The following is a 17,815-nucleotide window of genomic DNA, read 5'->3' as shown; positions in this document are numbered from 1 at the left end:
GAGATGTCCATCTGACAGGCAAATGACTGTGAACAGAAGATCGTCGCTATTGATCTTGCCCCTTTGTTCCCAGAACCCCATTGGGGGGTGTCGAAGACGGAGTTGTCTCCGAAAGAGTAGCCGCTTTCATTGTTCTGATGAACTTGAAGAGGTCGCTGTCCGTTGAAAGAACGAGGGTTGTTTCTCCGGAAATGATGTCTTTGTAGGCCTGCAGCGTGCGGGTGAATTCATAGAATTCAATGGTTTGGAGATCGGTATTGTATGCCTTCGCATAGATGTTGGCGGCGGTCGCATCCGCCACGCCGCGGATCTCCTCAACCGCTCGATAGGCCTCAGACTGAATCTTGTTCAGATCTCTAACGCGATTACCTCGAATGCGAGCCGCTTCTCCGTTTCCCTCAGACAGGAAGCGCTCAGCAATCTGGCGTCGCTCGGATATCATGCGGTCATAGATCTTTGGCCGAACGCTTTCGTTATAATTGATGCGCTTGAAGCGGATATCAAGAAGCTCAATACCGAAGACACCAACTTTCTGCGCTGCAGCCTCAAATATCTGTCGTTCCACAAGGGCTCTGCCTTTGCTGATTGGCACCAGTGCGCCGATATCCTGCGCTCGTTCCTCGTCCGTCAGGAGCGTGTCGCGCAAGGGGGTTCGATCCTTGGTTGTTCGAATGATCTCGATTAACTCATGCTTGGCAACCGCATTGCGGGTCTCACTACCAAGAATGTCGTCAAGGCGAGACTGAGCGCTACGCTCGTCCCGCAAGCGCAGAAAATACTGAAGTGGTTCGACAATTCGCCAGCGTGCAAAGAGATCTACCGATATATAGAGCTTGTCCTTGGTGGGCATATCCGAGGGGCTGCCATCCCATTCCAGAACGCGACGGTCGATAGGATGAACCTCCTGGATGAAGGGGACTTTCATCTTCAAACCGGCCGTGACAATCGGCTTGCCCACAGGCTTGCCAAACTGGGTAACGATGGCCTGTTCCACTTCGCTGACGGTGTATAACGACCCACTGACAGCAAAGACCAAAGCAATGGTGACCAGTCCTAAAATTGCAGATGTGATTTTCATGGCTGGCTTCCTTGTTGACTACCAAGATTGAGGAGCGGCAAAATGCTACCTGTCGTCTGATCGACTACGATCTTGGACTTGATGCCAGGAAGAACAGACTGCATGGTTTCTATATAAATCCGGCGGCGGGTGACCTCGGGAGCCTTCTTGTATTCGGAATAGAGCGCGGAGAACCGGGCAGCATCTCCCTCGGCTTCATTGACGCGTTTCAGCCGATATCCATCAGCTTCTCGGATCCGCTGATCCTTCTCGCCTTCAGCAAGGGGAATAACCTTGTTATATTCGCGTCGCGCCTCATTGATCAGCCGCTCTTTTTCCTGTTGAGCCTGGTTCACCTCGTTAAAGGAAGACTGAACCGGACCGGGAGGATTGATATTCTTGAGCTGGACCTGATCGATGCTGATGCCCATTGCATATTTTGACGAAAGCGCCTGCATCTTCAATAAGGCTTCACTTTCAATTTCTTGTCGCCCAATGGTGATGACTTCATCGACCGTGCGATCGCCTACCACCTCACGCATGACAGATTCAGACACATAGCGCAGGGTCGCCCGGGGTTCGCGCACCTCAAACAAGAACTTGACCGGGTCCGAAATCCGGTATTGCAGAACCCATTCCACCAGAGCTGCGTTCAGATCTCCGGTGACCATTTCTGTTTCCAGACGACCGTCTGTCGGGGTTTGATAGGCATCGTGGGCACCCGGTGTGGTGAAGCCAAATTCCTGTTTCAACTGGCGCTTGATCGGGACAATCGTTGCTATGTCTATCCCGAAGGGAAGCTTGAAATGGAGACCCGAAGGGACTTCTGAAGAGTATTTTCCAAATCGCTGTACGACTGCAATCGAGTCACTTGGAACAGTGAAGTATGATGACCATGCAAACAGTGCCGCAAGAACCGCGGCTCCAGCGATAATCACAGTGCGCAAGGAGGGCGGACCGTTGGGGAATAACCCTCCCAATTGCGAGCCTCCCTGTCCGAAGAGAGCGCTGAAGTTGCCGGGGTTTGGACGGCCCTTCGGATTCCACGGTCCTTCATTGTTGGACCCATTGCTATGGTCAGGCATGCTCTTTCCTTCGATCGTCATTACACGGAGCATCTTTGAACAATGGCATTGGCCAGAGAAGCTTATGCGGTTGAAATGATGCGCGCTCATCGTCTGCGCGCACCGACTAGAGGCGAAAGTTCAGCCTTTTGGCTTCTGCTGCTCTTGGGCGGCTTTCTTGGGGCCAACACTGATCGGTATGACCTTTGTGTCTTTTAATTTTGCATCCGTTTCTTTGGTCTTTTCGGCTTCAGCAGCCCGGGTTGTCAGATCTTTGAAAGACATCATGTTTATCCTTTGTTTGAAAAAAGTGTTTTGGAGTTCATTTTGACTGATCTTCAATTCGGGCCATGAACGCGAAGCGTCATTCCCCCCTCATTTTCCTGAACTTCATTGGCCCAGACACTGAAATTCACCAGGGTGTTCTTGCCGAATGTCTGTGTCAGAGGGACGTCCGCGGCATCGCGTCCACGCGCCACCAGAATGCGGCCGATGCGCCGCGTGTTATTGCGCGGATCAAAAACCCACCAGCGACCAGACAGATAGACCTCCATCCATGCGGCAAAATCGCCGGGAGGATCTGGGCCTTGCTCTCCAATATCGCTGAGATAGCCGGTACAATAACGTGCCGGTATATTGAGGCAGCGGCAAAGTGCGATGGCAAGATGTGTGTAGTCGCGACAGACACCTCTGCGTTCCGTCATTGTTTCAAACGCGGTACGCGTCGCTCGTGCATGTTCATATCCGAAAGTGACATGGCCATGGACAAAGTCACATATTGCCTGAACACGTGCCCAGCCGGGCGCGGTATTCTCAAACAGGTGCCAGGCTTCTTCAGACAGAAGATCTGTTTCGCAATATCGGCTTCCCAATAGATAGACCAGCGTATCGGCAGGCAAATGCTGAACATCAAATTGCATGGCGCCAGGCGCGATTGGATCGGGCTCCCCTTTATCGAGGAAGATCCCGTCCGTCTTCAGTTCGAAGTCACCGCTGGGAGCGATCAGTCTGGTACACCAGTTTCCGAAGCCATCCCGGTAACTTTCCAACGGTACACTTGGCGAAGAAACCATAAAATCAGGACGTTCCAAGTCGCCAAAGTGGGAGTAATGGACGTTCAGAACCGCGACCATTGGCGTCTCTTGTGGAAAGCTGAACTGGAGCTGGCAGCCAAGATTGATGCGCATATATATCGCCTCCAAGGCATTTGTCTGTTAAGGCCGATTGTCTGGGAAAGCGGCGTAAAAGCACGAGACTTTGGATGGGAGTTCTTTGCGTCGCGGCAATTGGGACCCGGTTGTCTTCATACTGGACTGGCAGAGCCGAGTATTCTTGCTCACCACAGATCGAGATGAAAGACAACCAGTGTCTGAATTGCTATTCGTCGAGCTTGAGCGCAATCAGGCAAGCTTGAGCCAAATCACGGTTCGGCTTTTCAGCGCCGGGCACAGTGGCCCAGCCACTATCCATGACAACGTCGCGGCGATTGTAGGAGGAAGCACTATTGACTTTGGTCAAGGTTGCCTGACGATTCAAGTCTTTTTCAGACTGATCGAGACAGACAGGAACAAGGGCTGCAATCACATCGTCATGAGCCATGGACATTGCCATTTTGTTGGAGGCAGAGGCTGTCATCCAGCCACCCCACGAAAATCCGACAACACTAACGCATACCGCGCCAATCACTGCTCCATATAGTCCAGGTTTTAGCCATTCAGGGGTATTCATTTTACATTCTCCTGCGGCAAAAGTGCCGCTTTTCTATGGGCAGGTTACTTCGCATCTGCAGCACAGGTACTGATCAAGGTTAGCCTCTTCAGACTATTTACGGCTTGGGTATGCTATCTGGCAGCCGGTATCCCGACGATCAGCCCCAAGAGAATGCCAATGAGAAAGAGCCGACCCCACGCCTAGAAGCCTGAATCTGGCCCTAGTCTGTAGAAAGATTTTCGTGTCCTGCCATAGGCACGCATCGCAACATCCTGAATGCCGGACCTAAGGTTCGCAAAGGCTTGCCTGTAGGGTTGGCTCTGTTGGTTATTGGCCTTCATCAGAAGATCAAGTGTCTCGAGTGTCATTGAAAAGCGGATTTCCATAATGCCATCATATCCGGAAAATCGCACGATCCCTGCCTCTTCATCCACGTTGCAGGTCTGGTTTGGAAAGACTAAGCCCATGATGATCTACGGCTGAAAAACGGGCTTCCCTTGCTGGCTTTTGGAAGGATGCCAACGGTTAGCAGCTGCAGCAGGCTTTCTTCCGGTTTGTCTATAGACCGCGCAATCGCGCACGACACGCTGCGCGACATATCGATCCTCCCGCCTCGGCAGGCGGTCGCCATGCTGTCGGTGGTATCGATGGTCCAGAAACCATCGGTTTCTTGATGCTGGCCATATGTGTCAATATTGCCGATTTTCTCAATGGCACCTCCTTCGTCCACCCATAGGCACAGTGTCATCTGATGCTGCTTCGAATGCATTTTATCGTTCATTTTCTTCATTGATCTCCCCTTCACTTTGTAACCGGTTTGAGAATATGACGGCTCCGAATGGTTGCCTCATTGCTTGCATCACCCTTCAAGATTCAGGGTTAGGCGCAAGGGCGATCGGCGGTTCGCCTATCCCGCTCGACCATGGCGGTCAATTGGTCTTGACCAACGGTGTAGCGTTCCGTTTGGCCTTTGGCCCAGCCGATGGAGGGAACATCGATGCAAATTGATTTGCAGCGATATGCCATCCATGAGATGCCTTCTATTGCCTCGTCTTCTCGAACAAGCGCGTAGTCTCCCGCAGGGTAAGTCTTGTCGGATCCGGGAAATTGAAATGGATGATCGAAATGGATAATTGAGGTTGTAACGCGGCTTTGCATTTGGTCCTCCTCTGAAGTAGATGGTTGCTTGAGAAGGCGCGGCATTATATAATCTTCGAAAGTTTCAATTTGCTGCCGCGCCATCTCAATGAACAGGGTTTAGAAACAGGCGCTCTTTGGGTAAAGCGACGCCCAATCACCCCTAACAAGTCACGATGGTCTGCTATAGGTCGCGGACCGAATTGCCTTTGGAAGAGATCTTGCGGATCAGATCCGAGATCTGGCGATGGGCTTCGGGATCCGAAGCGTCTTTAATCGCATTCTCATGTGCAGCCGCCGCATCTTCCAAAACCCCAAGGACCTGGGCTTCCGTCATGATCTTTTGATCATTCAGCGCCAAAAGAAGCGACTCGCAGATCGAAAGAGCCGCCTCCCCAGCAACAAGTTGTGTCTCTGTCATGTTTTAGTCCCATCAAGAATTTGGCGCCTATTTATTTCTCCTATCTTCCCAAACATTCGGATATGATGGACTGATCAAGATCAGCATCTTGAGGTATTTCTCTGAAGACCAAAAGCGTGGCGATGCTATGAAGACGATCCTGAACACGCCAATTGCAGAAAAACTAAGCGCTTTCATTCGACTTTCCGAACAAGAACTGGAGATTTTGGGACAACTTCTCAAACAGAGCAGGAAAGTTCGAGTTGGGCAGGATCTGGTGCATCAAGGTCAGTCAAATCAGGCTGCCTTCATTTTGATGAGTGGCTGGGTCTGCTCCTACAAAATTCAGGCTGACGGGACCCGGCAAATAGTTGATTTCCAGATACCGGGTGATTTTTTGGGAGTAAGAAGTGTTTTGTTTCACACTTCTGATCACAATATCGAAGCCATAACAGAAGTTGAAGTGTGTGAAATCTTGATACCTCGCCTTCTCGATACCTTTGCTCAACACCCACGGCTTGCCATGGCTTTGCTCTGGGCATTGTCCAGGGACGAGGCCATGGTGGTTGAGCATCTGGTCAATATTGGACGTCGCAATCCTGCAGAACGCATGGCCCATTTTCTTCTTGAGCTAGGGACCCGCCTTTCTCTCATAGGCGCTGGCAGCAAAACCGGCTTTACCTGCCCGCTCACTCAACCTCTTCTTGCCGACGCGCTGGGCCTGAGTGCTGTGCATGTCAATCGAGTCTTGAGACAGTTGCGAGAAGTCGGAATGGCGACTTTTCGCAATGGGCAGGTGGTTTTTGACAATTATGATCGCTTGGTCGCATTTGCTGATTTTGACTCATCTTACCTCGATCAGGCCGGCCCTCTGCTGACATAGACCAACCGGACTACTCGTTTCCACGCTTGGGCTTGCTCCGCGGCATTAACCTCGATCAGTGCGGCATTTTTTAAAGGCTGATAGCTTGCATAGATGACCTCTGGCAAGTGGTCCGGGCTTCATGCCGTGCGTTCGCATGGAAAGAAGCAGATCATTCTTCTTGTCTCCCAATTTTCTCAAGCGAAATGACTGCCAGCGGCCATTGGTTTCTGTATTGCTTTGTCATGCCAGTGGCACAGTGTGAAAGGGTTACAATGATACCTCGTTCATTTCTTGCCAATCTAAATAGACAAACCTCCAAGCCATGGAGAGACACCTCTCCAATCAGAGAAGAATTGTTCAGTGCCGAGCGGCTGGAACTTCATGCGAAAACGCTCGCAGTTGCACAAGTGGTTTCGCCAACCCCTCCAAGAGTGCCCACGCTGCAAAAGCGCCTCAAAGAGAATGCCAATGCGATTCATGCAGCTTATCTTTCCAACGCTGAAGAGTTGGAAAACCAACAGAATTTGGTTCCCGCTGCGGAGTGGCTTCTCGATAATTATTATCTGGTAGATGAGCAGATTCGCGCCATTAAAAGCAGCCTCCCTCCAAGCTACTATCAACAGCTGCCCAAATTGATTGATGGACCCTTGGCTGGCTATCCTCGCGTATTCGGCATAGCCTGGGCCTTTGTTGCCCATACAGACAGTCATTTTGATCCCGAGATATTTCTACGATTTATTCGTGCCTATCAAACAATCCATCCGCTTTCCATGGGCGAGCTTTGGGCGCTTCCGATTACGCTCCGTATTGTGTTGATAGAAAATCTCCGACGTTTGGCAGATCAGATCGTCGCCGGACGAAACAGCCGTATTGCGGCAGACACCCTCGTCGATCAGGTGCTGGTGAAGAAAATCGCTTCTGATGTTGCTCTGGCCGGGATTTCATCAGCCCCTTTGCCTGAACGGTTTGCAGCGCAGCTGGCCAAGCGCCTGCGTGATCATGATGCAGATGACATACCCATACTGGCTTGGCTTGAAGAACGCCTATCCAGCGAAGGCTGCTCTATTGATGAAGTTGTTTTGCGCTCTCAACAAAATCTTGGCGCCTCCAACCTGTCCGTCCGTAACATAATAACCAGTTTGCGCCTTATTTCAGGCATTGAGTGGTCGGACGCGTTTGAAAGCGTGAATCTGGTTGATGCTGAACTGAGAAAAAGCGGAACTTTTGCTCTGATGGACTTTGCAACGCGGGACATGTATCGCAACGCTATTGAGGTTCTGGCACGCAGATCGCCTTTATCGGAAATCGAGGTGACGAGACAGGTCATGGCGTTGGTATCAAGCGTGGTCAGCACAGATGCGCCAGACAGCCGCCTCTCAGATCCCGGTTACTATTTGCTTTCGGAAGGGCGACCGCTGCTGGAAACCAAAATAGACTTCAAGCCCCCCATGCGCCTGTCGATACTCCGCTTCAGTCAACGGTTGGGCGTTGGCGGCTATGTCGGTCTTATCTCCTGTCTTGCCCTCATGATGCTTTGGGCATGCATTTGGGCTTTGAATATCTCAAGTATCCCGGTCGGGATTCTGCTTTGTTTGGCCGGCTTCATTCCCGCAACGGAGGTTTCGACAGCATTCGTAAACCGGTTCGTGACCTGGAGCTTTGGCGCGGTGATCCTGCCCAGCATGGAGTTTGAGCACGGCGTCTCCATAGACTCGCGAACCATGGTGGTCGTCCCGACCATGCTGAGCAATTCGGAAGAGCTTCTCAGGCAGATCGAACACCTCGAAATCCATTATCTGTCCGGCCCGGAAGACGATCTCACATTTGCATTGCTGCTCGATCGTACGGATGCTGACCAGAAGTTCATCGCTGCGGAATCTGCCATGATCGCTGATGGCGAGGCCGCGATATTGCAACTGAACGAACGCTATGGAGCAGGCGTAGCTGGCAAACGCTTTCTTCTTCTCATTAGAGATCGGCAGTTCAATGCGTCTGAAGGCAAATGGATGGGCTGGGAGCGCAAGCGCGGAAAGCTGCAAGAGCTCAACCAATTGCTGCGAGGGGCAAAGGACACCACTTTCAACGCTCTCGATGGCACAATTCCTTGGGTGCCGGACAAAGTTCGCTATGTAATCACGATGGATGCCGACACCCGATTGCCAAGGGATGCCGCCCGCAAGCTAATCAGTAAAATGGCTCACCCCCTCAATCGTCCGATTTTCGATAAAAAGACACAACGCATTATTCACGGCTACGGTATTCTTCAGCCACGCGTAACCCCTACGCTGACAGCAAAGGGGAAGAACACGCTTTTTCACCGGGTCTTTTCCGCACCCGGAGGCATAGACCCTTACTCTTCGGCCATTTCCGATGTCTACCAGGATCTGTTTGGCGAGGGCTCTTATACCGGCAAGGGTATTTATGACGTTGATGCCTTTGAGGCGGCTCTGGCCAATCGCATTCCGGAGAATACTGTCCTCAGCCACGATCTGCTCGAAGGGATATTCGTTCGTTCAGGCTTGGTTTCAGACATTGAAGTCATCGACGATTTTCCCTCTCGCTACGATGTGGCATGCAAACGCCAAGACCGCTGGGTCCGAGGCGATTGGCAATTGCTCCCGTGGGTATTGGCATGGCCCAGCCATATTAAGTCGGTAGATCTGATCGGCTTCGCGAAAATTCTTGACAATTTAAGGCGATCTCTGGTTGCTCCCACCTTGTTGGCGTGTCTCGGGCTGGTTTGGATGCTGCCCTTTTCGTCGGCTCTGTTGGGCACGTGTTTCGTTCTTTGTGCCGTGGCTATTCCCGAATTCGTATCTTGCTTCTTTGCCGTTATTCCCAGGAATATGGGGATACGCATCAATAGCCATTTCCAAATGCTGGGAGCGGAATTCAATGCAGCGGCAATCAAGACCTTGTTGTCGCTTGTCTTCCTGCCTCATCAGGCCGCGATGATGGGGCGCGCCATTATAAAATCAGTCACGAGACTCTATGTGACGCACAGCCATATGCTGCAGTGGGTTACTGCGGCTCAGGCAGAGCTTGCGTGTGAACTGAAGCTTTCGGGGTTTTACCGACTAATGATCGGCGGAACAGCGTTGGGCCTTGTCATGATCGCGGGACTGGCTGCTTTGTCCCTTCAGTCATTGCCGATCACGGGAGTCTTTGCCTGTCTTTGGCTTATCGCTCCCCTCGTTGCTTTTAAGATCAGCCGCACATCTGACAAGGCAAATAACGCCGAATTAACACCGACTGAGAAAGAGTGTCTGCGCGCGATAGCACGCCGCACCTGGCGCTATTTCGAAAGGTTTGTCACTCCCGCTGACAATATGCTTCCTCCTGACAATTTTCAGGAAGACCCCAAGCCTGTCATCGCACACAGGACATCTCCGACAAATATCGGGCTTTATCTTCTATCCGCTGGTGCGGCCTATGATTTCGGGTGGGCAGGAAAAAGCGAGACTGTCGAACGGCTGGAATCTTGCTTTGAAACCCTGCATCGCATGGAGCAATTCCGCGGACATTTCTTCAACTGGTATGACACAACCAACTTAAAGGTTCTCGAACCGGCTTATGTCTCCACGGTGGATAGCGGAAACCTTGCTGGCCATCTGATCGCTCTGTCAAGAGCATGTGTTGAATGGAAAGCTGACTTACCCATTGCTACAGTGCGATTGGGAATGAACGACACGCTCATGTTGGCGCTTGAGGCGTTTGAGACCGTCATGGTCAAGTCTGCCAGCACTCAACGCCTTGGCCTGCTATATGAAGAACTCAAGTCCGGACTAAATGGGGCTCAGGACCTAGAGGTAATCGCGCCAAGATTGGGCCGTATTGCAAGAAAATCGGTTGTGCTGGCAAATGAGGTTTCCATTATTCCGGAAAAAGACCGTATGCCGGACCTGGTCTACTGGACCACAGCGCTATCGCGCAGAATTCGCGAGTTTGAAAGAGACCTGTCCGCTTCCCCAGAGGTGCGGGATCATTTGAGCCTTCGTTTGGACGCTATGGCTGATGAAGCGCGAACCATGGCGTTGGCTATGGATTTCACATTCCTCTTTGTCCAAAAGCGGAAACTGCTCTCCATCGGTTATGCGCGTGCCGAGAACAAGCTTGATGAGAATTGCTATGATCTTCTCGCCTCCGAAGCCAATCTTGCGAGCTTTGTAGCCATCGCAAAAGGGGATATTCCGACACGCCACTGGTTTAGACTCGGACGACAATCGACGCCAGACAAAAATGGGTCTGCCCTTGTTTCCTGGTCAGGATCGATGTTTGAATATCTGATGCCTTCTCTGGTGATGCAGGCTCCCACTGATAGCCTTCTCAATGACACCAACCGTCGCGTTGTGGCGCTTCAGCAAGGCTATGGCAGAAAGCTGAACCTACCTTGGGGCATCTCTGAATCAGCGTTTAACGCCCGGGATATCGAGTTCACCTATCAATATTCCAATTTTGGGGTTCCCGGTCTGGGGTTGAAGCGCGGGCTTTCAGAGAACCGTGTGATTGCTCCCTATGCGACGGGGTTGGCCGCGATGTTCGACGCCCGCAATGCCTCGATCAACTATGATCGGATCGCTGATCTGGGAGGATGCGGACCTTACGGATTTTATGAGGCCCTGGATTTCACGCAATCCCGATTGCCCGATGGGCAGAAAGTGGCAATCGTCCGCAATGTGATGGCCCATCATCAGGGCATGACCATTGTTGCCATCGCCAACGTTATGCATGACGGGCTCATACGATCCCGTTTTCACAGCGATCCGTTCATCATGGCCAGCGAACTTTTGTTGCAAGAACGCAGGCCGCGTTATGTGTCTCTGGTTCATCCCGGAGCCGAAGAAGTGAAAGCCTCAACTGAAGAGGCCATATTCAACGAGCCCACAATCCGGCGCTTCAAGTCTCCACTGGTTGGGGCACCAATTACCCATTTGCTCTCAAATGGCAGCTATAGTGTGATGTTGACAGCATGCGGCGCCGGTTACAGCCGGTGGGGTGAGATTGCCATCACGCGCTGGGGTGAGGATTCCACCCATGAAAATTTCGGGTCTTTCATCTTCCTAAAAGATGTCGATTCCGGTTCTGTTTGGTCTCCTGCCGGTCATTTGGCCAAACGAGACCTGAAACAACAGCAAGCGGTCTTTGCTGAGGATTATGGAGAGTATTCCTGCCGCAACGGATTGCTCTCCTGCCGAATGGATGTGCTGGTTTCGGGTGAAGATGATGGTGAAGTGCGACGGATAACGCTCTCCAATGCGGGGCTAAGAGCGCGTCATATTGAAGTCACGTCCTATAGCGAGTTGGTTCTTGCTTCCCCGGTATCGGATGCCGCTCATCCGGTCTTTTCCAAGATGTTTGTTGAAACGGAATATCTGCCCGAATTTGGGGGACTCTTGGCACATCGTCGTCTTCGTTCACCAGACGAGCCTGAAGTTTGGGCCACTCACTTTGCAATTGTGGAAGGGGAAATAGCGCAAGAGCCACAATATGAAACGGACAGGCTGAAGTTTTTTGGGCGCAATCGCTCGCTTGCCAACGCAAAAGCTTTAAACGACAAGGCTTCGCTTTCCAATACAACGGGTACAGTTCTGGATCCGATCTTTTCCCTAAGGCATCGGGTCAGCATCGCTCCCGGCGAAACATTGCACATCACTTTTTGGACGTTGGTGGCAGCGTCTCGTTCCGAGTTGATGAATTTGCTTGATAAGCATCACGACCACAATTCCTATGATCGAGCAAAAACTTTGGCTTGGACACAGGCGCAGGTGCAATTGCGCCACCTGAACGTGTCTTCAAGCGATGCGGCAGATTTCCAGAGTTTGACCTCGGCACTTCTCTATTCAGATGCCCGATTCCGTGCGTCTGCTTCAGTGGTCGCCAGTGGGGCTGGACGCCAATCAGCGCTGTGGCCATTGTCAATTTCCGGAGACCTTCCCATCGTCCTGTTACGGATATCAGACATGGATGGCTTGCCGCTCGTGAGGCGGCTGCTTCGTGCCTATGCCTATTGGCGTATGAAAGGGCTCCATATTGATCTCATCATATTGAACGATCTTTCAACCAGCTACATCCAGGATTTGCAGTCCGCAATACAAACGGCAATGAGATCGTCTCAGATCCGCAATGAAAATGAACAAGGATCTGTCTTGCTTCTGCGCTCAGACCAGATCAGTTTGGAAGCAAAATCCCTTCTGGTTTCGGTTGCGCGCGTGTCGCTTGTAGCCAATCACGGGTCCCTATCTGAGCAATTGGGCCGTATTTTCCAGCCGGACCAAGCGTCAAGGACTGGTGTTGGCAGTGCATCTCCTATTCCAGTCATTGTCTCAGACCAGGACCTCTTGCCTCAGCCAAAGGATCTGGAATTTTTCAACGGGATTGGAGGCTTCGATAAAGATGGCACAGAATATGTCATCACTCTGAAGGATAACGACACTACGCCTGCACCATGGATCAATGTGATTGCCAATCCACATTTCGGCTTTCAGGTCTCGGAGACGGGGAGCGGATATTGCTGGGCAGAGAATAGCCGCGAGAACCAGCTAACGCCGTGGTCCAATGATCCGGTTGCCGATCCTGCGGGTGAGGCAATTTATATCCGCGATGAGGAAAGCGGTGCGGTTTGGTGTCCAACCGCTCAGCCCATTCGTGACAAAGGCATCTACATAACGCGCCACGGGTTCGGCTACAGCTCGTTCGAGCATGCCGCAGGTGGTATCCATTCCAATCTGGTGCAATTTGTTCCTCTGTCAGATCCGATCAGGATTTCCAAGTTAACATTGACCAACAGATCCAACCGGAGGCGGCACCTGTCCGTCACCCTCTATAATGACTGGGTTCTGGGCTCATCCCGGGTCAAGTCCGAGCCTTTCATTCTAAGCGAGCGAGATGAAGATACCGGCGCTCTGTTTGCAACCAAACCGTGGAATACAGCCTTCCCCGATAGGGTTGCATTTGCTGATTTTAACGGTCTTCAGCAGGAATGGACCGCAGATCGAACCGGCTTTATCGGACGAAACAGCAGCCTCGCCCATCCGGAAGCCATGAGAGGTAAAAATGCACTCTCTGGCACCATGGGTGCGTGCCTTGATCCGTGTGCAGCACAGCGCACCACCATTGTGTTGGAACCGGGTGAGAGCCATGATTTTGTCTCCCTTCTTGGACAAAGTCGCACCAGAGAGGGCGCTCGTGAAGTTATCACCCAATACCGCACCTGTGATATCGATGCGTGTCTGTCCGGGGTTCAACGCTATTGGAAGGATAGTTTGGGAGCGGTTCAGGTTAAAACCCCCGATCGTGCCATGGACATCATGCTCAATGGTTGGCTCCTCTATCAGACGCAAGCTTGTCGCATCTGGGCGCGCTCTGGATTTTATCAGGCAAGTGGAGCCTATGGGTTCCGAGACCAGATGCAGGACCATATCGCACTGACCTTCTCTCAACCGGAGGAAACGCGAAAGCATCTTCTCCTTGCTGCCGGAAGGCAGTTTGTGGAAGGTGACGTCCAGCATTGGTGGCTCCCTCATTCGGGCCAAGGGGTCAGAACGCATATTTCCGATGACCGGGTGTGGCTTGCCTTTGCCACGGCAACTTATATAGCCCAAACCGGGGATGAGGCCATTCTTGATGAGGAATTGCCGTTTCTGGATGGTCCTCTGTTGGCGGCAGGGACCCATGATGCCTTCTTCGTGCCGGACATTTCGGACGAAACAGGAAGCCTGTTTGAGCATTGCGCCCGTGCACTGGATTTGTGTCTGGCGTTAACGGGAGAAAACGGTTTGCCGCTGATCGGCACGGGCGATTGGAATGATGGCATGAACCGTGTTGGTGAAGCAGGCAAGGGAACCAGCGTCTGGCTCGGCTGGCTGCTTTTGCGGAGCATCGATCTTTTCGCACCGTTGGCTGAAAAACGAGACCCTGACCGGGCCAAACTCTGGACTGCGCATGCAGCCTCCTTGCTCGTGTCTCTTGAACAAACGGCTTGGGATGGAGAATGGTATCGCCGGGCAACCTTTGATGACGGCCTCTGGCTTGGGGCTTCGACCAGTGAAGAATGCAAAATCGATTCCATCGCCCAATCATGGGCTGTCTTGTCTGGTGCGGCAGACAGGGATCGCGCACAAATGGCCATGCAGTCTCTAGATCAACATCTGGTACTCAGGGATGAGGGCTTGGCCTTGTTGTTCACTCCCCCTTTCGATCAATCTGCCAGTGATCCCGGTTATATCCAGGGTTATCCGCCGGGGTTACGCGAGAATGGCGGACAATATACTCACGCTGCGATGTGGGCGATCCTAGCCTTTGCTCAACTGGGGGAAGGCGAGAAGGCACATGCGCTTTTGTCATTGGTCAATCCGGTCAATCATGCACTAACCCCAGAGGCAACAGAGCGATACACGGTGGAACCTTATGTGATTGCCGCAGATGTCTATTCTGTCGCGCCTCATGTCGGACGCGGAGGGTGGACATGGTATACAGGATCGGCCGGATGGATGTATCAGGCTGGCATCTCTGGCATTCTTGGGTTGAGGCGCGAAGGAAAAACGCTGATTATCGCTCCTTGTATTCCGAAAAGCTGGCCAAGCTTTCACCTGCATGTGCGGGTCGATGAGACCGACTATGACATTGCCGTTTCGCAGACTTTTGTAGACAAAGAGGACAGAGCAGTCGCTACTCTGGACGGCGCTCCATGCCCGGCGACCCACAACAGCGTAAGCGTCCAACTGGATGGCCTACATCATAGTTTGCAAATGGAATTGCAAAGACAAAAGGGGTGAGCAGACTTCTCAAAGGGGCGGCATGCAAAGGCCACAAACTCTATTCTCCCTCAAAGATCTTCTGAATGATGCAGCCAATATGGGATCGATCAGACAGCACTCATTTGTTTGGTTTAGACAACTCTAGTTTGAATATTTGCTAAATTTGCCAACCACTTGCCAAGAAATGTTATGCGGTGTTCTTGCCGCATCAGGCAACATAGCTGAGCCAACCGGAATATCTACACCAAGTGATGACTGAACATAAAGGAATGATAAAAAGACGAAGGCTGCCAGATCGGTTCCAGCAAGTGAGGGATGTTTCCTATCGAAGAAATAGATGTTGTCTGTAGCGATGAAAACACTTCCGCTCGGAACAGCCTATCTGATTTGGACGGGAAACGGAGCCGTTGGCACGTTTGTCGTCGGAATCGTAATTCTAGGTAACCCCTTCATGTCTGCACGAGTTCTTGCTGCACTTCTTATTGTCAGCGGCATCATCACTATGAAGCTGGCGAGCGCAGCCTCAAGTGCGGTCGAAAGAAACATTCATCGGATGCAGGGCCAGCTTTTTATCTAAGGTTTGTTGCTGCTGGATGCGTTTCATCCAGCTGCGATAAATCTGACAAGGAGGAAAGCGCGGGTTGGATTTTCTATGGTGATAGTAAGCTAGGGGCTTGCGATGAGTTGTGCCTTTGTGGCTCCGATCTGACGGAGAAGAGAGCATTCCAGCCAGTTTCTCAGGCCAGTTATTGTTGAATGGCGTTTCATTTTCTCTTTATCGTTGCACGCGAGCTCAAATTCTTGATGACAGGCCGCATTGATTTGTCCGATGCTCTGCATTTGCAAGGTCGGGTATGATGGGCTCATCATGCCGCATCCTTCCATGGCGGTGCGCGAGATCTTGCCAATTGTCCGCGCACAAAGATTTCAATGATCCGCGCACGTCTTATGCCATTTGCGAGAAAGCCAGTGTGACGAATGCGATGGAAGCCGGAGGGCAGGACATGGGTCAGGAGGCGGCGAATGAACTCGTCCGTAGGCAAGGACATGACCTTCATCCGATCCCCACGCTTGATGCGGTAGTCTTTCCATTTGAAGGTAACGGTATCGGCGTTGGCGCTGATCAGGCGTCTGTTCGAGATTGCAATACGATACGTATGACGGCTGAGATAGGCCCGCACTGCCTCTGGCCCGCCGAAGGGAGGCTTGGCATAGACCACCCATTCGGTCTTGCGCCGTGGAGCAAGATAGGCTGCAAAGCTGTCCGGGTTAGACAAACCTGCCTGCGCTCCGAAGAAAGCCAGCTTGTCAGCCTCATGCAGTCGCATCAATCCTTCAAGGAACAGGCGACGGAACAATCGGGACAGAACCCTAATCGGCAGGAAGAAGCCTGAGCGACAGGTTAGCCAACGCATGCCATCGAGCGACAAACCACCGCTCGGCACGATGACATGGACATGAGGATGATGGGTCATGGCGGAACCCCATGTGTGCAGCACACTCGTCATGCCAATTCGGGCTCCCTGATGCTTTGGATCGGCGGCGATGGTCAGAAGCGTCTCGGTCGATGCCTTGAACAAGAGGTCGTAGACAATGGCCTTGTTCTGATAGGCGATGACGGCCACAAACGATGGCAACGTGAAGATGCGGATTCCGACGTATCCGCGCAGTCATTCCAACAACATCCGCGCACCCATTCCGGGCTATCCGCGCGGCAACGCCCTGACATTTGGGGCAATGCCGATTGCGGCAGGAATTATATGCGATATGCAGGTGATCACACTTGTTGCATGCCACGACATGTCCACCAAGAGCGGCGGTTCGGCAAGTCTCGATGGCAGACATGACCTTGAGTTGGGTCAGCGACAGATGGCCTGTATGAATACGGCGATAGAGAGGGCCATGAGCACGAAAGATATTCGCGACCTCCAGTCCCGAGCGGGACATGATGGGTGGCCTTAGCCGAACCCACCCTTGCCTTGCTCGACCCGGATCAGCATCCGGTCACTGTCGATATCACTGATCTTGAGATGGGTGACTTCGCTCGCCCGCAGGCCTCCACCATAGGCCACGCTGAATGCAGCGCGATACTTCAGACCAGGTCCAGGGGCCGCTTCCAGAATAGCCGCGACTTCCTCAACGCTCAATACAATGGGTATTTTCTTCGCAGCTCTCTGATAGCGCATATGCCGCTTCATCTCGGGGCGCGGGCAAGTGGTAGTAAAGAAAAAGCTCAACACTGTCAGTCGATTGTTATAGGTCACAGCCCGACACCGTGTTCCTTCGTATCAAGCTGAAAAGACCGCAATTCTTCCGGCGTCGCACTGTCGGGAGAATGACCTAGGAAACGCGTGAACTCCCGCATGGCCCTCAGATACATCGTCTGTGTCTTGGGCATCAAACCCTTGATGCGCATATCTTCGAGAAAACGAAGGCGAAGTGCCGGCATATGTTGATTGGACATGAAGATCTCCTGTCGCTGGGTTGAGAAATCCCAGTTCAACGACAGACAGGATCATCCATAAAATCAGCAATCAGAATGGGGCACCAAAAACGCAGCGAGCATCAATACCGCGAGAGCGGTTTCGTCCTTGGCCGCACACCCGTCGTCTGATAGCTGAGAATGCTGCGCTTCGTTCGAATGGCAGAAATGGGGAAGTGGGCTTGCCGCGTAGATCCGCTCACGAACGACAGCAACGGGCCGCGAATTCCAGTTAGATTGAACGCTGTGGGACCGATTGTTTTGCACTGCATATCTCATTGATGGAGGCCTAATTGCTGCTGCAAGTGAGATCATGTCCCATGACACATTGGAAATCGTTATTA

At 52.2% G+C, this 17,815-nt stretch carries 13 protein-coding genes and 1 pseudogene; 3 read left to right on the top strand and 11 right to left on the bottom strand.

Going from position 1 to position 17,815, the window contains the following annotated elements:
• Nucleotides 1-46: 46 nt before the first annotated feature.
• The 8 genes from hflC to DSD30_RS18055 form a co-directional block, all read right to left on the bottom strand.
• Nucleotides 47-1,078 carry a protease modulator HflC gene (gene hflC, locus DSD30_RS18090; RefSeq protein WP_114011160.1) on the bottom strand — a complete coding sequence of 344 codons (1,032 nt, stop codon included), beginning with the start codon at nucleotides 1,076-1,078 and terminating at the stop codon, nucleotides 47-49.
• Nucleotides 1,075-2,142, bottom strand: coding sequence for an FtsH protease activity modulator HflK (gene hflK, locus DSD30_RS18085; RefSeq protein WP_114011300.1), 1,068 nt, complete (start codon nucleotides 2,140-2,142; stop codon nucleotides 1,075-1,077). Before hflK ends, hflC begins: the two co-directional genes overlap by 4 nt.
• Before the next feature lie 317 nt (nucleotides 2,143-2,459).
• The gene (locus DSD30_RS18080) at nucleotides 2,460-3,308 is read right to left on the bottom strand and encodes a transglutaminase-like domain-containing protein (protein ID WP_114011159.1); all 849 of its coding nucleotides are present in this window, start codon (nucleotides 3,306-3,308) and stop codon (nucleotides 2,460-2,462) included.
• Nucleotides 3,309-3,498: 190 nt separating this feature from the next.
• The gene (locus DSD30_RS18075; protein WP_114011158.1) at nucleotides 3,499-3,849 is read right to left on the bottom strand and encodes a hypothetical protein; all 351 of its coding nucleotides are present in this window, start codon (nucleotides 3,847-3,849) and stop codon (nucleotides 3,499-3,501) included.
• A gap of 182 nt (nucleotides 3,850-4,031) precedes the next feature.
• Nucleotides 4,032-4,298 carry a DUF1488 family protein gene (locus tag DSD30_RS22050; RefSeq protein ID WP_114011157.1) on the bottom strand — a complete coding sequence of 89 codons (267 nt, stop codon included), beginning with the start codon at nucleotides 4,296-4,298 and terminating at the stop codon, nucleotides 4,032-4,034.
• Entirely contained in the window at nucleotides 4,289-4,621 is a 333-nt protein-coding gene (locus tag DSD30_RS18065) for a hypothetical protein (protein ID WP_114011156.1), read from the bottom strand. The genes DSD30_RS22050 and DSD30_RS18065 overlap by 10 nt, the downstream gene beginning before the upstream one ends.
• Nucleotides 4,622-4,710: 89 nt before the next feature.
• Nucleotides 4,711-4,989, bottom strand: a complete 279-nt coding sequence (locus DSD30_RS18060; protein ID WP_157967762.1) for a hypothetical protein — start codon at nucleotides 4,987-4,989, stop codon at nucleotides 4,711-4,713.
• Nucleotides 4,990-5,152: 163 nt separating this feature from the next.
• Nucleotides 5,153-5,389: a hypothetical protein gene (locus DSD30_RS18055; protein ID WP_114011154.1), complete on the bottom strand. Its 237-nt coding sequence runs from the start codon at nucleotides 5,387-5,389 to the stop codon at nucleotides 5,153-5,155.
• A 127-nt stretch (nucleotides 5,390-5,516) separates the two neighbouring features.
• On the opposite strand from DSD30_RS18055, the gene DSD30_RS18050 reads away from it, so the two are divergent.
• The 3 genes from DSD30_RS18050 to DSD30_RS18040 all read left to right on the top strand — a co-directional run bounded on the left by DSD30_RS18050 (nucleotide 5,517) and on the right by DSD30_RS18040 (nucleotide 15,566).
• Entirely contained in the window at nucleotides 5,517-6,251 is a 735-nt protein-coding gene (locus tag DSD30_RS18050) for a Crp/Fnr family transcriptional regulator (RefSeq protein ID WP_114011153.1), read from the top strand.
• Nucleotides 6,252-6,586: 335 nt separating this feature from the next.
• Nucleotides 6,587-15,007 carry a glycoside hydrolase family 94 protein gene (locus DSD30_RS18045; RefSeq protein ID WP_245418532.1) on the top strand — a complete coding sequence of 2,807 codons (8,421 nt, stop codon included), beginning with the start codon at nucleotides 6,587-6,589 and terminating at the stop codon, nucleotides 15,005-15,007.
• Between the two features lie 319 nt (nucleotides 15,008-15,326).
• A complete protein-coding gene (locus tag DSD30_RS18040) occupies nucleotides 15,327-15,566 on the top strand; it encodes an SMR family transporter (RefSeq protein WP_114011151.1) in 240 nt (79 codons plus the stop codon).
• A gap of 289 nt (nucleotides 15,567-15,855) precedes the next feature.
• Here DSD30_RS18040 and DSD30_RS18030 read toward each other — a convergent pair.
• From DSD30_RS18030 to DSD30_RS21750, 3 genes and pseudogenes are all read right to left on the bottom strand, one after another.
• Nucleotides 15,856-16,936, bottom strand: a pseudogene (locus DSD30_RS18030) (IS91 family transposase).
• An 11-nt stretch (nucleotides 16,937-16,947) separates the two neighbouring features.
• Nucleotides 16,948-17,175 (bottom strand): tyrosine-type recombinase/integrase, encoded by a 228-nt coding sequence (locus DSD30_RS21755; RefSeq protein ID WP_198663038.1) that lies wholly within the window; start codon nucleotides 17,173-17,175, stop codon nucleotides 16,948-16,950.
• A 74-nt stretch (nucleotides 17,176-17,249) separates the two neighbouring features.
• The gene (locus DSD30_RS21750) at nucleotides 17,250-17,453 is read right to left on the bottom strand and encodes a phage integrase N-terminal SAM-like domain-containing protein (RefSeq protein ID WP_198663037.1); all 204 of its coding nucleotides are present in this window, start codon (nucleotides 17,451-17,453) and stop codon (nucleotides 17,250-17,252) included.
• Nucleotides 17,454-17,815 lie beyond the last annotated feature (362 nt).

The organism is Cohaesibacter intestini, from assembly GCF_003324485.1.
In the GTDB taxonomy this organism is placed as follows: domain Bacteria; phylum Pseudomonadota; class Alphaproteobacteria; order Rhizobiales; family Cohaesibacteraceae; genus Cohaesibacter; species Cohaesibacter intestini.
This window is presented reverse-complemented; position numbering and strand designations above follow the sequence as displayed.